At 67.2% G+C, this 14425-nt stretch carries 14 protein-coding genes; 9 read left to right on the top strand and 5 right to left on the bottom strand.

Going from position 1 to position 14425, the window contains the following annotated elements; all coding sequences use genetic code 11:
• Window positions 1-102 precede the first annotated feature (102 nt).
• The 5 genes from EOHIBHHM_RS10160 (at window position 103) to EOHIBHHM_RS10180 (ending at window position 5078) form a co-directional block, all read left to right on the top strand.
• Complete coding sequence (locus EOHIBHHM_RS10160; protein ID WP_497250158.1) at window positions 103-1140, top strand: sodium:calcium antiporter; 1038 nt, start codon at window positions 103-105, stop codon at window positions 1138-1140.
• An 80-nt stretch (window positions 1141-1220) separates the two neighbouring features.
• Window positions 1221-2321, top strand: coding sequence for a glycolaldehyde reductase (locus EOHIBHHM_RS10165; protein WP_497250160.1), 1101 nt, complete (start codon window positions 1221-1223; stop codon window positions 2319-2321).
• Window positions 2322-2500: 179 nt separating this feature from the next.
• The gene (locus EOHIBHHM_RS10170) at window positions 2501-3541 is read left to right on the top strand and encodes an ABC transporter substrate-binding protein (RefSeq protein ID WP_497250162.1); all 1041 of its coding nucleotides are present in this window, start codon (window positions 2501-2503) and stop codon (window positions 3539-3541) included.
• A gap of 11 nt (window positions 3542-3552) precedes the next feature.
• Complete coding sequence (locus tag EOHIBHHM_RS10175; RefSeq protein WP_497250164.1) at window positions 3553-4257, top strand: ABC transporter permease; 705 nt, start codon at window positions 3553-3555, stop codon at window positions 4255-4257.
• Window positions 4257-5078, top strand: coding sequence for an amino acid ABC transporter ATP-binding protein (locus tag EOHIBHHM_RS10180; RefSeq protein WP_497250166.1), 822 nt, complete (start codon window positions 4257-4259; stop codon window positions 5076-5078). Before EOHIBHHM_RS10175 ends, EOHIBHHM_RS10180 begins: the two co-directional genes overlap by 1 nt.
• A 35-nt stretch (window positions 5079-5113) precedes the next feature.
• On the opposite strand, the gene EOHIBHHM_RS10185 is transcribed toward EOHIBHHM_RS10180, so the two are convergent.
• The 3 genes from EOHIBHHM_RS10185 to EOHIBHHM_RS10195 all read right to left on the bottom strand — a co-directional run bounded on the left by EOHIBHHM_RS10185 (window position 5114) and on the right by EOHIBHHM_RS10195 (window position 7142).
• Window positions 5114-6082: an ArsA family ATPase gene (locus EOHIBHHM_RS10185; protein WP_497250168.1), complete on the bottom strand. Its 969-nt coding sequence runs from the start codon at window positions 6080-6082 to the stop codon at window positions 5114-5116.
• Window positions 6083-6166: 84 nt separating this feature from the next.
• Window positions 6167-6691, bottom strand: coding sequence for a phosphopantetheine adenylyltransferase (locus EOHIBHHM_RS10190; protein WP_497250170.1), 525 nt, complete (start codon window positions 6689-6691; stop codon window positions 6167-6169).
• 46 nt (window positions 6692-6737) lie between these two features.
• The gene (locus EOHIBHHM_RS10195; protein WP_497250172.1) at window positions 6738-7142 is read right to left on the bottom strand and encodes a DUF7994 family protein; all 405 of its coding nucleotides are present in this window, start codon (window positions 7140-7142) and stop codon (window positions 6738-6740) included.
• A 135-nt stretch (window positions 7143-7277) separates the two neighbouring features.
• On the opposite strand from EOHIBHHM_RS10195, the gene EOHIBHHM_RS10200 reads away from it, so the two are divergent.
• Window positions 7278-8501: an RNA-guided endonuclease InsQ/TnpB family protein gene (locus tag EOHIBHHM_RS10200; protein ID WP_497250174.1), complete on the top strand. Its 1224-nt coding sequence runs from the start codon at window positions 7278-7280 to the stop codon at window positions 8499-8501.
• Between the two features lie 146 nt (window positions 8502-8647).
• Complete coding sequence (locus tag EOHIBHHM_RS10205; RefSeq protein WP_497250176.1) at window positions 8648-9103, top strand: universal stress protein; 456 nt, start codon at window positions 8648-8650, stop codon at window positions 9101-9103.
• Between the two features lie 10 nt (window positions 9104-9113).
• Here the strand turns inward: EOHIBHHM_RS10205 and EOHIBHHM_RS10210 are convergent, their stop codons facing one another.
• Both EOHIBHHM_RS10210 and EOHIBHHM_RS10215 read right to left on the bottom strand, forming a co-directional pair.
• Window positions 9114-10769, bottom strand: coding sequence for a hypothetical protein (locus EOHIBHHM_RS10210; protein WP_497250178.1), 1656 nt, complete (start codon window positions 10767-10769; stop codon window positions 9114-9116).
• Window positions 10766-11557 (bottom strand): ABC transporter ATP-binding protein, encoded by a 792-nt coding sequence (locus EOHIBHHM_RS10215; protein ID WP_497250180.1) that lies wholly within the window; start codon window positions 11555-11557, stop codon window positions 10766-10768. The genes EOHIBHHM_RS10210 and EOHIBHHM_RS10215 overlap by 4 nt, the downstream gene beginning before the upstream one ends.
• 145 nt (window positions 11558-11702) lie before the next feature.
• On the opposite strand from EOHIBHHM_RS10215, the gene EOHIBHHM_RS10220 reads away from it, so the two are divergent.
• Both EOHIBHHM_RS10220 and EOHIBHHM_RS10225 read left to right on the top strand, forming a co-directional pair.
• On the top strand, window positions 11703-13292 hold the full coding sequence (locus tag EOHIBHHM_RS10220) for a succinic semialdehyde dehydrogenase (RefSeq protein ID WP_497250182.1): 1590 nt from the start codon (window positions 11703-11705) through the stop codon (window positions 13290-13292).
• Entirely contained in the window at window positions 13289-14380 is a 1092-nt protein-coding gene (locus EOHIBHHM_RS10225; RefSeq protein ID WP_497250184.1) for an SDR family oxidoreductase, read from the top strand. Before EOHIBHHM_RS10220 ends, EOHIBHHM_RS10225 begins: the two co-directional genes overlap by 4 nt.
• Window positions 14381-14425: the final 45 nt, after the last annotated feature.

Below are 14425 nucleotides of genomic sequence, written 5' to 3' on the forward strand. Positions count from 1 at the left end.
CGCTTGAGATGAATTTCTGTTAAATTGAAATATAGAGTACTCTCGTCGGTGTGGTCGACGCCGGTACGCTCTTTGGGACCACCGTCAAAGTCGGCACCGAGAATGGTACTCGATTCCGTGCTTCCGGACACGACACTCGTTCACGTGGTGCTCGTGGCACTCGCCACGGTCTGTATCTGGTTCGGCAGCGGGTGGCTCGAGGAGTCGGCCGACCGCCTCGCGACGTACTACGGCCTCCCGGCGGTCGTCCAGGGCTCTGTCGTCGTCGCCGTCGGATCGAGCTTTCCGGAACTCGCAAGCGTCGTCGTCGCGGCGCTCTCCGGCGTCTTCGACATGGGCGTCGGCGCCATCGTCGGTTCTGCGATCTTCAACATCCTCGTCATCCCGGCACTGTCGGGACTCACCGTCTCGGAGGACCTCGAGACGAACCGGACGGTCGTCTACAAGGAGGCGCAGTTCTACATGATCGCCGTCTCGGCGCTGGTGGTGACGCTCGCGTTGTCGGTCATCTACTATCCGGCGTCGACGACCGGCCAACTCACCGGGACCGTCACCCGCCCGCTGGCTGCGATTCCGCTCTTTCTGTACGGGCTGTATCTGTTCATCCAGTGGCAGGACGTCACCGACTCCGACACCGTCGCCGACACCAGCGGGGGTGCGATCGGACGCTCGTGGGGGATGCTCGTCGGCGGACTGGCGATCATCCTCGTCGGCGTCGAACTGCTCGTCGGGAGCGTCGAGTCGCTCGGGCAGACGTTCGGTATCCCCGAGTTCCTCGCCGGGGTGACGATCATCGCCGCGGCGACGAGTCTCCCCGACCTGCTGGTGAGCGTCCGCTCGGCGCAGGACGGAAACAGCGTCACGAGCCTCGGCAACGTCCTCGGGTCGAACACGTTCGACCTGCTGGTGGCGATCCCGATCGGCGTGCTCATCGCCGGGAGCACGGCGGTGAACTTCTCCGCGGCGGTGCCGATGCTCGGCGTCCTCACGCTGGCGACGGTCCTCCTGTTCGCACTGCTCCGGACCGACCTCTCGTTGACGACGGCGGAGGCGTGGCTGCTGCTCGTCGCGTACCTCCTGTTCGTCGCGTGGGTCGTCGCCGAGGCGCTCGGTCTCGCTCACCTGCTCAAGGGGTCGTGACCGGCGACGCGTCGGCTTCGTTCTCGAACCGTGAGAGTCGGGCCTAGAACTATTCGAGCAGGCGGCGAACTTCCGAGGGTATGGCACAGATATTCGGTTCCCCGGAGTCGTACGTACAGGGCCGCGGCGTCGCCGCGGAGATCGGCACGCACACCGAGTCGCTCGGCGGGTCGGCGCTGCTGCTCGCCGACGAGGTCGTGATGGATCTCGTCGAGGCAGACGTCACCGAGAGTCTCCAGTCGAGAGACGCCGCGGTCACGACTGCGATGTTCAGCGGCGAGTGTTCGAGCAGCGAGATCGATCGCGTCGGCGAACTGGCGGCCGACGCACAGGCCGAGTTCGTCGTCGGTGCCGGCGGCGGGAAGGCGCTCGACACAGCGAAGGCCGTCGGCGAGGACCTCGGACTCGGCGTCGTCGCCATGCCGACCATCGCCTCGACCGACGCACCGTGCAGCGCGCTGTCGGTCGTCTACACCGAGCACGGCGAGTTCGAGGCGTACCGCTTCCTCGACCGTCACCCCGACGTCGTCCTCGTCGACACGGCGCTCGTCGCCGCCGCACCCACCCGGTTCTTCACGTCCGGGATCGCCGACGCCCTCGCGACGTGGTTCGAGGCCGACGCGACGATGCGCGCTGCCGGCGACAACATCCTCGGCGGCAAGGACACCCGCGCGGGTCACAGACTCGCCAAACTTTGCTACGAGACGCTTCGGGAACACGGCGTCTCGGCGGTCGACGCCGTCGAGAACGACGCCGTCACCGAGAGCGTCGAAGCCGTCACCGAAGCCAACACGCTGCTGTCGGGGCTCGGCTTCGAGAGCGGCGGACTCGCGGCGGCGCACTCCATCCACAACGGACTGACGCAGCTCGAGGCGACCCACGAGGCGACCCACGGCGAGAAGGTCAACGTCGGGACGCTCTCGCAGTTGGTACTCGAGGGACAGTCCGACGAGGTCGTTGAGGACGTCGTCGGCTTCTCGCTGGACGTCGGACTCCCCGTGAAACTCGCCGACGTCGGCCTCGACGATCCGACGGACGAAGAGCTGTTGACCGTCGCCGAGGCCGCCTGCGCCGAAGACGAGACGATCCACAACGAACCGTTCGACGTCACGCCGGAGATGGTCCGCGACGCGCTCGTCACCGCCAGCGAGATCGGTCGTCGCGTCGAACGCCGGCGTTGACCGCGGTCGCAGGAACTGTCGAACAGCGTCGACTACACCGTTTTTCTCGCCCGGAGGGCCGACCGGCTCGCCGAACGGACAGTGTCTCTCCGCTCCTCCGGCTCCTCGACTACCGGCCAGTAGCGACATTCGTCGCTGAAACAACAACAGTTAACTGACTCTCATCCATCGATGTTCCCATGACGATACAACGGAGGCGGTTCCTGCAGGCGGCGACGGCCGGCGCAGTGTTCGGACTTGCTGGCTGTACGTCACAGGGGGAACAGCCACAGAACCAGACGGGGAACAGTACGGGGACGGGCGGCGACGGCGGCTCCGGCGCACAGGCGTCGGGACAGATCGGCGACGGCGAGCTGACGCTCGCGACGACGACCAGCACCTACGACACGGGTCTCCTCGACAAGCTCAACCCGGTGTTCGAAGAGAACTACGGCGTGACGGTCAAGACGGTCCCCAAGGGGACTGGTGCGAGCCTCCGGACGGCCCGCGACGGCGACGCGGACGTCATCCTCGTGCACGCGCGCAACGCCGAAGACCGGTTCATGCAGGACGGGTTCGGCGTGAACCGTCGCGACGTGATGTTCAACGACTTCGTCGTCGTCGGTCCCGAGGACGACCCGGCGGGCATCAACGGGATGGAGAGCGCCACCGAGGCGTTCTCGACCATCGCCGACAGTCAGTCGACGTTCGTCTCCCGCGGCGACGACTCGGGGACGAACAAGAAGGAACTCATCATCTGGGAGGAGGCCGGCGTCGAACCCAGCGGGAACTGGTACCGCGAGATCGGGAAAGGGATGGGCGACACGCTCGTCCAGGCCGACCAGTCGGGTGCGTACACGCTGGCCGACCGCGGGACGTACCTCTCGATGAAGAACGAGATCGGACTCGTCGTCCACGTCCAGGGACCGCTCAAGGGCGGACCAGTCATCCTGAAGAACCCCTACGGCGTGATGGCGGTGAACCCGGCGAAGTACTCCGACGTCAACTACCAGGCCGCGATGGCGTACATCGGCTTCCTCACCAGCCCCGAGACGCAGTCGATGATCGAAAACTACACCGCAAACGGGTCGCAACTGTTCTTCCCGAACGCCGTCTCCGAGAAACCCGACTTCGCACAGTACGTGCCACAGGGGTACTCCGCGAGCGAGGCACAGCAGCTCTCGGCGCGTGACAAGCAGTACCTCCACTGGGTCGAGACGACGGTTCCGGCCGACTACTGAGACACAGACCAATGCACCCACTGCAAGTACAGCTTCCCGACGGCGGCTGGACGTACATCGTCAGCATCGTCCTCGTCTCGCTGGAGGTGAGCGTCGCCGCCGTCGGGCTCAGCACCCTGTTCAGTCTCCCGGTCGCCCTCGTCGTCGGCTTCACCGACTTCCCCGGGAAGCGGGCGGTGACGGCGCTCATCAACACCGGGATGGGGTTCCCGAGCGTCGTCGTCGGTCTGGTCGTCCTGATGATGGTCTCGAACAGCGGCCCGCTCGGCGCGCTCGATCTGGCGTTCACGCCGGAGGCGATGATCGCCTCGCAGTTCGTCCTCGCGACGCCGGTCATCATGAGCGTCAGCCTCTCGGCGGTCGAGGGGGTGGCCCAACCCGTCCGCGACGCTGCCTACGCGCTCGGCGGGACGAAACTCGACGTCGGGCTCGTCGTCATCAAGGAGGCGCGGTACGGCATCGTCACCGCCGTGCTCGCGGGGTTCGGCCGCGCCATCAGCGAGGTCGGCTCCATCCTCATCGTCGGCGGCAACATCGTGTTCAGCGGCGGCGAATCCTACACTCGGACGCTGACGACGGCGATCACGGTCGAGGCCCGACAGGGACGGTACGAGGTCGGACTCGTCCTCGGCGTCGTCCTGCTCGTGCTCGTCCTCGGCGTGAACGCGCTCGGGTCGTGGCTCCGCAACAAGGGGCGGGGGGAGCGTTCGTCGTGATGCTGGAGTCGATCGACGTCTCCGTCGGCTACGGCGACGAGACCGTCCTTCACGACGTGTCGCTCGGCGTCGACGCCGGCGAGGTGCTCACCGTCGTCGGTCCCTCGGGGACGGGGAAGACGACGCTCCTGCGCCTGCTCTCGGCGTTCCGCCCGCCCGAGTCCGGGACGGTCGCGTGGGAGGGGACCGACCTCTGGTCGCTCTCGGAGGAGGAACGACTCGCGGTCCGTCGGCGCACGAGCATGGTGTTCCAAGAGCCGAGTCTGTTCAACGCGCCCGTCCACCGGAACGTCAGCTACGGGAGACGCGTCCGGCAGTCCTGGCGGGCGCGTCTCGGGAGCGAACTCCGCGGCCTGGTGGGCCGCGAGTCGATCGCCGACCCGGTCCGGACGGCGCTCGACGCCGTCGGCCTCGCCGACAAGGCCGATCAGAACGCGCTGTCGCTGTCGGGCGGCGAGGCACAGCGGGTCGCGTTCGCCCGCGCGCTCGCCGTCGACCCCGACGTGATCTTCCTCGACGAACCCACCTCGAACCTCGATCCGCGCAACACGGCACTCCTCGAGGAGGCGATCCGAGAGGCGCGACGGCGGGGCGTCGGCGTCGTCGTCGCCACCCACGACATGCACCAGGCGGAGCGACTCTCCGACCGCGTCGGCTTCATCTACGGCGGCGAACTCGTCGAGATCGGCCCGCCAGAGCGGCTGTTCGAGAACCCCGACGACCCCCGAACCGCACAGTTCGTCGCCGGCGAACTGCTGTACGACGAGGAGGCCGACGGCGACTCGGAGCGTCCGCCGGTCGAACAGTATCCGTCGACGTAGCGGAAAAAGACTCCCCACGAGTCGAGAGAGGGCAACTACGACCCGCTCAGCGACGGACCGAGCGTCGACAGCGCGTCGAGTCCCTGTGCCTCGTCCGGCAGTTGCGGAACCCGTCTGACCGGGAGGTCGAAGCGGTCGTCGATCTCCCGTAGCCGCCGGGCGTGTCGTTCGGCGTCGCGCCGACAGCGGTCGCACGGACAGTCCGCCTCGTTCTCGAAGATTCGGTTCACCACCAGCGAGTCGACCGGAACCGCGGCCTCGCCGAGTCGGGAGACGAGACGCTCGGCCTCGGCGATCGCCATCCGCTCGGGCGTGAGGACGACTCGAAAGCGAGTCCGCGTCGGGTCGCGCAACAGTTCGCCGACCGCGTCGACCCGTTCTTGGAGCGACGCGACCTCGTCGGACTCGTCACGAGACCCCCAGTAGGCTGCCGGACCGAACATCATGCTCTTGGCCGCGCGAGCGGTCCGCTGGACGCGCCGCTGTACCTCGCCGGCGACGCCCAGCGTCTCGCCGAGCACCTCGGGGAGGTCGAGCAATCGTAGCGTGTGGCCGGTCGGCGCGGTGTCGAAGACGACGTGGTCGTAGTCGGCGTCGGCGTAGCGGGCGATGTACTCCAGGGCGGCCACCTCGTCGCCGCCGGGGACCAGCCCCGCCTCGAACAGCCGTTCGAGGTCGTCGTCGGCCAGTCGCAGGCCGGCCTCGCGGAACTCGTCCGCGAGCGCCTCGACGACGCGTCTGTAGGCGTCCTGTCCGCTCTCGGGGTCGACCTCGACGGCGAAAAGCGAGTCGGTCACGGCCTCGGGCTCGCCGGACAGCTCTCGCTCGAAGGCGTCGCCGAGCGAGTGGGCGGGGTCCGTCGAGACGACGAGCGTCTTCGTGTCTGTCTCAGCTGTCGAGAGTGCGAGCGCGTGGGCGGCCGCACACGTCGTCTTGCCGACGCCGCCTTTCCCGCCGTAGAGGACGATGTCGGTCGTCCGTCGGTCTCGCGCGTCCTGCGTCATGACAACGTGTTTGCGGGCGAAACGTACAAAGTCGAGGGTGGACCGTGGAGGACGCACACCGCACTCGGCTCCGGCAATCTGGTTTCACGCCGAGTCGTCCAGCAGCCGGCCGTGGACGTCGATCTCGCCGTTTCGGATGCGCGTGCTGCTGATGCGGACGCCGTCTTCGGCGACGACGAACGGCGGCGTGTGGATCTCCAGTGGTCCGAGTCCGCTGTCGACGCGTTGTTGGTTCACTTCGTGTGCACGACGCTGGGCCTTCGCCTCCGGCGAGGCGATGAGCGCGTCGACGTCGGGACGGGTCGCGGCGGGGCCGCGCGTGTCCGCCAGTTCGATGATCTCGTAGGACGCCGTGTAGGCGGCGCTCGTCCGCTCGAGTTCCGACTCGAGGTCGTTCTGCCGGCGCTCGAACGTCCCGAGCAGTTCGGCGTGCGACTCGTTGCGCATCTGTGTCGCGAGTTCGGTCGACGTGAGGCCGACGACGACGTGGCCGTCGCCGTCGCCGTCGTGGCTGGCCGTCTGAAACGCCTTGTGTAGGAGTGCACGATGCCCGTTGTGGATCGGCGTGAACGTCCCGCCGAGGATCGCGATGCGTTCGTTCTGCGGCACAGGTGCCCGATTGTCCCCCACGTAAATATAGGTTGTAGCGACAGACTCAGCCGATCGTCCGCTCGACGTCGGTCTCGATCTCGAAGTTGCCGCCGTCGCGAACGACGTCGACGCCGTAGAACAGCAGCGTGAGTCCACCGACTGCCCCCACCACGAACAACAGCCACTCGGCGGCGGCCGCGGTGCCGGCGAGGACACTCGGGAGATAACTCGCGGGGAGGACCAGCGCGAACAGCGCGTACGTGACGCCGACGAAGTACCGCCACGACACCGTGACGGGACCGAGCGCGATGCGGGCGACGCTCCCGGCCAGCAGCGCCGAGAGGCCGGCGAGCAGCATCGCCGGCAGGACGATACTCGACGCGAGCGTCGCCGGCCCGAACAGCGCGACGAACCCGGCGACGAGAAGCAGGTCGAGCACCCCCAGATAGCGGAACCTGGACTGTTTCATCGAAAATTCAAGGCGGATACCCCGAGGCTTGACCTCGGGGAGGAAGCCGACACTACCCTTCCAAAACCACGCTCGATAGCAAGGTCGACTCCTCCAACATGTAGTCTTAACTAGTTCAACCTATACTAATGAAGTATGGAGGTTGTTCGGAACATCCAACTCAAACTCAACGTTCCCGAGGACAACCACGAAGTCCTTGATGAGACGTTCGAGCAGTTCCGACAAGCAGCGCAGCACGTCGCTGACCACGGATGGAACGACAACCCCTACAACATCACGGACACCAAGAACACGCTCCACAAAGAGACATATTCTGACGTTCGTGAGAACCTCTCCCTCCAATCCAGCCTCGTTCAATCCGCAAGGAATCTCGCTGCAACGGCGCTCGGGAACTGCAAAGACAGAATCCTTGAAGACGGTGAAAAAGCCAGCAAACCCGAGTTCCGAGGAAGTGTTGTCGTGTATAATGGACGCACCATTACGTACAACGACGACCATGTATCCCTCGCCACCACAGACAAGCGCGTGACTGCAGAATACGTCACGCCAGTCTACGAAGAGGGGACGCCGTTCAAGGACTACTGGACTGATGAATGGGAGAAAGCCGAAGCAACGCTCCACAAACGCGATGACACGTACTACCTCCACGTCGCCGTGAAGAAAGACGTTAACCCTTCTTGCGACGAAGAATCCGAGAACGGAGTGGTTCTCGGTGTGGACTTAAACGTGGATGGGTACGTGGCCGTCACCAGCACGGGAACGTTCCTCGGCAATGCAGATTACCTCAACCACCGCCGTGACGAGTATGAATGTCGTCGTGGGAACCTGCAACAGACAGGCACTCGTTCGGCGCATCTCACCATCAAGAGCATCGGGCCACGATTCGCTCGTTGGAGCGCAGACTACCTCCACCGAATCTCCAAAGCACTCGTTCAAGAAGCGGTGGAGAACGATTGCACAGCGATTGCGTTTGAGAACTTGAAGCACATCCGTAAGCGCATCTCGAACGCCAGTAAGTTCCAGCAGTGGGCGTTCCGTGAACTGCACCGCCACGTCGATTACAAAGCCGAAGAATACGGCATCGACGTGGATGACGTGAATCCTGCATACACGTCTCAACGGTGCAGTCACAGTGAGTGTGGATTCACCCACGAAGGCAACCGTGATGGTGACGAGTTTGAGTGCTTGAAATGCGGAAAGGAGTTGCACAGTGATTATAACGCTGCTCGAAACATCGGGTGGCGTCTTGTTCAGCACTGGCTCAAGTCTGGTGCTGGACGAGCCACGAGTCAACTGGCTCTCAAGTCAGGGACGCTGAACGCGAATGGTCGATTCCGACCTCCCGAGTTACTCGGGTAGAGCGGGAGTCCACTGACAAGCCTCGGGGCTTGACCCCGAGGCAGTTGACGGGGTCCGTTGCCGACTGGCCCCCAAATAGCTGCTGTCACGCGGCGTGGCTCCGATTCGACGACAACCTAATCTGTATCGTGACCGAACAGTCTCACATGTACTCGACGATTCTCGTGCCGACCGACGGAAGCGAGACCGCGGCCCGTGCGGTCGATTACGCCGTCGACGTCGCCGACACGTACGACGCGACCGTCCACGCGCTCTCGGTCGTCGACGCGGGCGAGCTCGGGTTGCGGACGCCGCCCGACGTCGACGTCGAGGAACTCCGCCGGCCACTCAGAGAGCGGGCACAGAGCGCCGTCGACGCCGTCGTTCGGGCGGGCGAGGCGGCCGACGTCCCCGTCGTCGCGGCGGTCCGGATCGGCGTCGTTCACCGGGCGATCCTCGACTACGCCGAGGAGAACGAGGTCGACCTCGTGGTGATGGGGACCCACGGCCGTTCCGGCCTGTCGCGAGCGCTCCTCGGCAGCGTGACCGAACGGGTGGTCCGCGAGTCGCCCGTCCCCGTGCTCACCGTCGCACCCGACGGGAGACAGGAGCGGGACGCGTAGACGGGTGCTGTCAGTCGAAGATGAACCGCCGATACCGTCGAACGGCGTAACGGTACGAGAGCAACGGGACGCCCGCGGTCAGCGCGAGGTAGACCCCGAGGCCGACGACGGCGACGGCGGTGAGCCGGAGGTTCCCGGTGAGCGCGAACCACAGCGTGAAGACGCCGACGCTCGCACCACTGACGACGACGAAGGTGAACACCATCGTGATCAGCGTCGACGGGGAGACCGTCTCCGTCCCCCAGACCTCTCGCGCGTCGTAGATCGGATACAGACAGCCGAGTCCCAGCGCGAAGAGCGCGGCCGCGAGGCAGGCGGCGACGCCCGCGAGCGCGAAGGCGACACCGTCGAGCGGGCTTCCGCCGACCGCCAGCGCGAGCAGAGGGACCACGACCGCCACCGGGAGACCGACGGCGAGTCCGGCGACCGCCCGCCCGTCGACGTACGTCCGCGGCGACGTCTCCGTCAGGAGCAACAGGGGAAACTGCGGTCGATCGTCGCCGAGAGGGTTCAGTCCGAACGCCGCCCCCGAGAGGTACGCCCCGAGGACGACGCCGAGACCGGCTCCGAACAGCGGCGCCGTCTCCCCGCCGAGGCCGGTCTGCGTGACCGTTCCGAGGAACGGTCCCGCGACGAAGACGATGGTGAGCAGATGGACCAGTTCCTGCGGCTTGCGGACGGCACGGACGAGGACGCCCCACGCGACGCGGCCCGCGGCCGTCCACGCGAACGGCTTCGGCGGCGAGAAGTGGCTCCGGGTCGCGGCTCCCGTCTCACGTGACGCCGACTCCTGCTCGTCGGTCGACCGGTCGGACTCGCTGCCCGACCGCGGCGCGTCGGTGAACCACAGCGCCGTCGCCTGTCGCTCCGCGACGAGCAGTCCGACCGGCGTCAGACCGAGCACGCCGAGGAGGACGAGCGCGCTACTCGGCGCCACGGGTTGCGACAGCGGCGTCCCGACGAACGCCAGCGCGACGTACTCCACGACGGGCGCGACGGAGAGGACCGACAGCAGCGACTCCAGCGACACCTCGACCGTCGCGAGATACTGCCCGACGAACTGCGAGGCGACGATTACGCCGACGAACAGGAGGACGGACGCCCCTTTCAGGAAGCGACGGAGCGTCGGCAGCCGTCTGAGCCCCCGGAGGGCGGCGAGTCCGAGAGCGTACCCCCAGACGGCCGCACAGCACGCCAACGGGAACACCACGAGCGTCCCGGTCACCAGCAGTCCCGGTGCGCCGAGCCCCGCCGCGAAGACGGCGGCGACGAGGACGATCGGCAGTCCGAACCACAGCGCCAGTCGCGCGATCTCGGCGACGAGCAGGCCGACGACGACCGCACGCGGGTGGACGCTCGTCAGCAGTAACGACTCACCCTCGACGCCGCTGATCCGCTCGACCGTCCGCAACGCGGCGAACAGCACCAGCCCGACGGGGAGCACCGACGCCGCGGGACCGAGAAACGGGATCGCGCTCGCCGACTGCGCGGTCCGGCCGAGCAGGAACACGGCCGGCAGCGCGAACAGCAGGTTCCCGCCGAGAAACAGGAGCGCGACGACGAAGCCGAGGATGCGACGGTTGTCCTGGAGATACTCGCGGCGGCTCCGGACGAACTCCGCCCGGCCGATGCGGACGCCGTGACGGACGTCCCGTCTGAGGCTCATCCGTCGTCCTCGGCGGTCGTCGCGGCCGTCGTCGGAGACGCCGTGACGTGGCTCGTGACCGCGAGGAACGCGTCTTCGAGCGACCCGCCGGCACCGGTCTCGGCGCGCGCCGTCAGCTCCGCCGGCGTCCCCTCCGCGACGAGTCGCCCCTCGAAGAGCACGCCGACCTCGTCGGCGACTGCCTCGACCACTGGGAGGATGTGCGTCGAGAGGAAGACGGTCGTCCCCGCGTCGGCGAGGTCGGCGATGGACTCGCGAATACGCCGCGCCGCCCGCGGGTCGAGCCCGCTCGTCGGTTCGTCGAGGAAGACGACGTCGGGGTCGTGGAGGACGCTCTGGACGAACGCCGTCTTCTGCCGCATCCCCTTCGAGTAGCTGCCGATACGCTTGTCGGCGTCGTCCGCGAGGTCGAACTCTTCGAGGTATCGGTCGATCCGGTCGCGCGCGACGTCGCGAGGGATGTCCCGGAGGTCGGCGCTGTACTGGAGTTGCTCGCGAGCGCTGAACTCGTCGTACACCGGCGGCGTCTCCGGGAGGTAGCCGACGCGCGGGACGAACGCCCGTCGGTCCTCGACCGGCGTCCCACAGACGCGAACCCGTCCGGCCGTCGGATTCGAGAGCCCGGTGAGGATGCGCATCGTCGTCGACTTGCCGGCCCCGTTCGGGCCGAGGAAGCCGTACACCGTCCCCGTGGGAATCGAGAGTGAGATACCGTCGAGCGCCGTCTCGGAGCCATAGCTCTTCCGGAGGTCGGTCGCCTCGATGGCGAGTTCCGTCGTGGAGGGCATAGACGACAGACCCTTCCGCTGGTCGCCGTCTAAGTTTTGTGATAGGGTCACGGCCGGTATCACCCTCGCTTCGTGTCTCGCGGACGGTCAGAGGGCCGACAGCTATGTACTTCCCCCACCTGTTTCTCTCACAGATAGTTCCGCTATGTCGTCAGAGACAGCCACCTCCACGTCGGTGTTCGCGTCGACCGCCCTGTCGGCCGAGCGGTTCGAAACGTTGGCCGAGCGTGTCACCGCGTCCGGCACGGAACGCATCCCCGTCTCGGCACCGGCGACGGACAGCGTGTTCGCGTCGGTGCCTGCGTGTGACGAGGACGACGTCGCCCACGCCGTCGATCGAGCGCGAGCGGCGCAGTCGGCGTGGGCCGACCGCTCTCCCGCCGACCGTGCCGCCGTCGTCGACCGGTTCGGCGACCTGGTGCTCGAACGTCGCGAGGAACTGCTCGACCTGACTCAACTGGAGACGGGGAAGGCTCGTCGCACAGCCGCCGAAGAACTGCTCGACGTGCCGATGTCGTGTACGTACTACGCGGACGCCGGTCCGTCGCTCCTCGCGGAGGAACGCCGCCGGGGTGCCTTCCCGGGTGTGACCAGCGCGCGCGTGAGCTACGACCCGGTCGGCGTCGTCGGCGTCGTCTCGCCGTGGAACTACCCGCTCACCCTGGCCGTGACCGACGCGATTCCCGCGCTCGTCGCCGGGAACGCGGTGGTCCTCAAACCCGACGAGAAGACGCCGTTCGTCGCGCTCGCGCTCGCCGAACTCCTCGAGGAGGCCGGACTCCCCGACGGCGTCCTCGAAGTCGTCACGGGTGCGGGACCGGTCGCGGGGCCGGCGCTGATCGACCGGGTCGACTCCGTCGCGTTCACCGGCAACACCGAGACGGGACGGAGCGTCGCCGAGCGGGCGGGGCGGAACCTGATCGACTGCTCGCTCGAACTCGGCGGCAACAACCCGCTGGTCGTACTCGACGACGCGGACGTGGAGGAGGCGGCCCGGGGGGCGGTCGTCGCCTGCTTCACGAACGCGGGACAGCTCTGTCTCTCGGCCGAGCGCGTCTACGTCGTCGAACCGCTGTACGACGCGTTCCTCGACGCGTTCGTCGGTGCGACGCGTCGCCTCTCGCTCGGCACCGAGTTCGACTACCGCGCCGACGTCGGATCGCTCGTCGACGCCAGCCAACTCGACCGGGTCGAATCTCACCTGGCGGACGCCGTCGAGACCGGTGCGTCGGTCGTCACCGGCGGCCGTCACCGTTCCGACGTGGGACCGTTCTGTTTCGAACCGACGGTGTTGACGGACGTCGACCCCGACTCGACCGTGGCCTGTGAGGAGACGTTCGGTCCCGTCGTGTCGGTGACGGCGGTTCCCGACGCGGCGGCGGCCGTCGCCGCGGCCAACGACTCACCGTACGGACTGAACGCGAGCGTCTGGACGGCCGACCGCGAGCGCGGCCGGGCGGTCGCGCGACGGCTCGACTGCGGGACCGTCTGCGTCAACGACGCCTACCTCTCCGGGTGGGCGGCCATCGACGCGCCGATGGGTGGCTACGGGGACTCCGGACTCGGTCGCCGCCACGGGCCGGAGGGTCTGCGACGCTTCCTCCACTCGAAGACGATCGCCACCTCCCGCCTCGGCCCGATCGCGTTTCCCTCGGGCAGTGCGACGAAGTGGGCGCTCGATGCGGCGTTCGGACTCTTCGGCCTCCAGCGACGCGTCCGGCGGTGGCGGCGATGACTGCCGACGCGTCGACCGACCCGCAGATCCTCCTGACTGGGTTCCCGGGGTTTCTCGGCTCGCAACTCGTCGAACGACTGCTCGACCGTGACTCGGGCCCGGTCGCGTGTCTCGTCCAACCGAAGTACCGCGACCTCGCCGAGCGGCGCGCGTCGGAACTGACCGAAGGAGACGACCGAGCGCGGATTCGACTCTACGAGGGCGACATCACCGAACCCGGACTCGGCCTCGACGGTCTCGACGACCTGTCGTCGGTGACGGAGCTGTACCACCTCGCGGCCGTCTACGACCTCGCGGTGGCTCGCGAGGTCGGGGAGGCGGTGAACGTCCGCGGCACCGAACACGTCCTCGACGTCGCCGCGGAACTCGACGTCGACTGCCTCCAGTACGTCAGCACCTGCTACGTCAGCGGACGGTACGACGGCGTCTTCACCGAGGATCACTTGCGGGAGGGACAGACGTTCAACAATCAGTACGAGGAGACGAAGTACCGCGCAGAACTGCTCGTCCAGCGGCGGATGGCAGAGGGTCTGCCGGCGACGATCTACCGTCCGGCGATCGTCGTCGGCGACAGCGAGACGGGTGCGACCCAGAAGTACGACGGCCCGTACTATCTGCTTCGGCTCCTCCTCGCCCAGCCGTCGACGCTGTCCGTGCTGACGACCGTCCCCGGCGCGGCCGAGACGGAACTGAACGTCGTCCCCCGGGACTTCGTCGTCGACGCGATCGCACACCTGAGTCGGCGAGACGACACCGTCGGCGAGGTCTACCACCTCTGCGACCCCTCGCCGCTGTCGATCCCACGGTTCGTCGACGTCGTCGCCGAGGCGACCGGCCACCGGACCCTGTCAGTTCCGCTCCCGAAACCGACGGTGAAGCGGTTGCTGCGGTCGCTCCGGGCGCGAGGTATGCCTGCGGAATCGGCGACGCTCGACTACTTCGACCACCCGACGCGGTACGCCTGTCCGAACACACGTCGTGCGCTGGCGGGAACGGGAATCGACTGCCCGCCGTTCGAGTCGTACGTCGGACGCCTCGTCGCGTTCGTCCGGGAACATCCGGAGATTCGCGACGACGCGATGACGTAGCACGCGACGAACCGCGCGAGGCGGGCGTCGAGTTATGGTGCTTGC

It is taken from the genome of Halogranum roseipondis, assembly GCF_059695585.1.

What these genes read in the sequence shown, in the direction of transcription:
- EOHIBHHM_RS10170 (WP_497250162.1), top strand. Translation starts at nt 2,501, where the DNA reads ATGACGATACAACGGAGGCGGTTCCTGCAGGCGGCGACGGCCGGCGCA.
- EOHIBHHM_RS10215 (WP_497250180.1), bottom strand. Translation starts at nt 11,557, where the DNA reads ATGCCCTCCACGACGGAACTCGCCATCGAGGCGACCGACCTCCGGAAG.
- EOHIBHHM_RS10220 (WP_497250182.1), top strand. Translation starts at nt 11,703, where the DNA reads ATGTCGTCAGAGACAGCCACCTCCACGTCGGTGTTCGCGTCGACCGCC.
- EOHIBHHM_RS10210 (WP_497250178.1), bottom strand. Translation starts at nt 10,769, where the DNA reads ATGAGCCTCAGACGGGACGTCCGTCACGGCGTCCGCATCGGCCGGGCG.
- EOHIBHHM_RS10175 (WP_497250164.1), top strand. Translation starts at nt 3,553, where the DNA reads ATGCACCCACTGCAAGTACAGCTTCCCGACGGCGGCTGGACGTACATC.
- EOHIBHHM_RS10195 (WP_497250172.1), bottom strand. Translation starts at nt 7,142, where the DNA reads ATGAAACAGTCCAGGTTCCGCTATCTGGGGGTGCTCGACCTGCTTCTC.
- EOHIBHHM_RS10200 (WP_497250174.1), top strand. Translation starts at nt 7,278, where the DNA reads ATGGAGGTTGTTCGGAACATCCAACTCAAACTCAACGTTCCCGAGGAC.
- EOHIBHHM_RS10180 (WP_497250166.1), top strand. Translation starts at nt 4,257, where the DNA reads ATGCTGGAGTCGATCGACGTCTCCGTCGGCTACGGCGACGAGACCGTC.
- EOHIBHHM_RS10160 (WP_497250158.1), top strand. Translation starts at nt 103, where the DNA reads ATGGTACTCGATTCCGTGCTTCCGGACACGACACTCGTTCACGTGGTG.
- EOHIBHHM_RS10225 (WP_497250184.1), top strand. Translation starts at nt 13,289, where the DNA reads ATGACTGCCGACGCGTCGACCGACCCGCAGATCCTCCTGACTGGGTTC.
- EOHIBHHM_RS10205 (WP_497250176.1), top strand. Translation starts at nt 8,648, where the DNA reads ATGTACTCGACGATTCTCGTGCCGACCGACGGAAGCGAGACCGCGGCC.
- EOHIBHHM_RS10185 (WP_497250168.1), bottom strand. Translation starts at nt 6,082, where the DNA reads ATGACGCAGGACGCGCGAGACCGACGGACGACCGACATCGTCCTCTAC.
- EOHIBHHM_RS10165 (WP_497250160.1), top strand. Translation starts at nt 1,221, where the DNA reads ATGGCACAGATATTCGGTTCCCCGGAGTCGTACGTACAGGGCCGCGGC.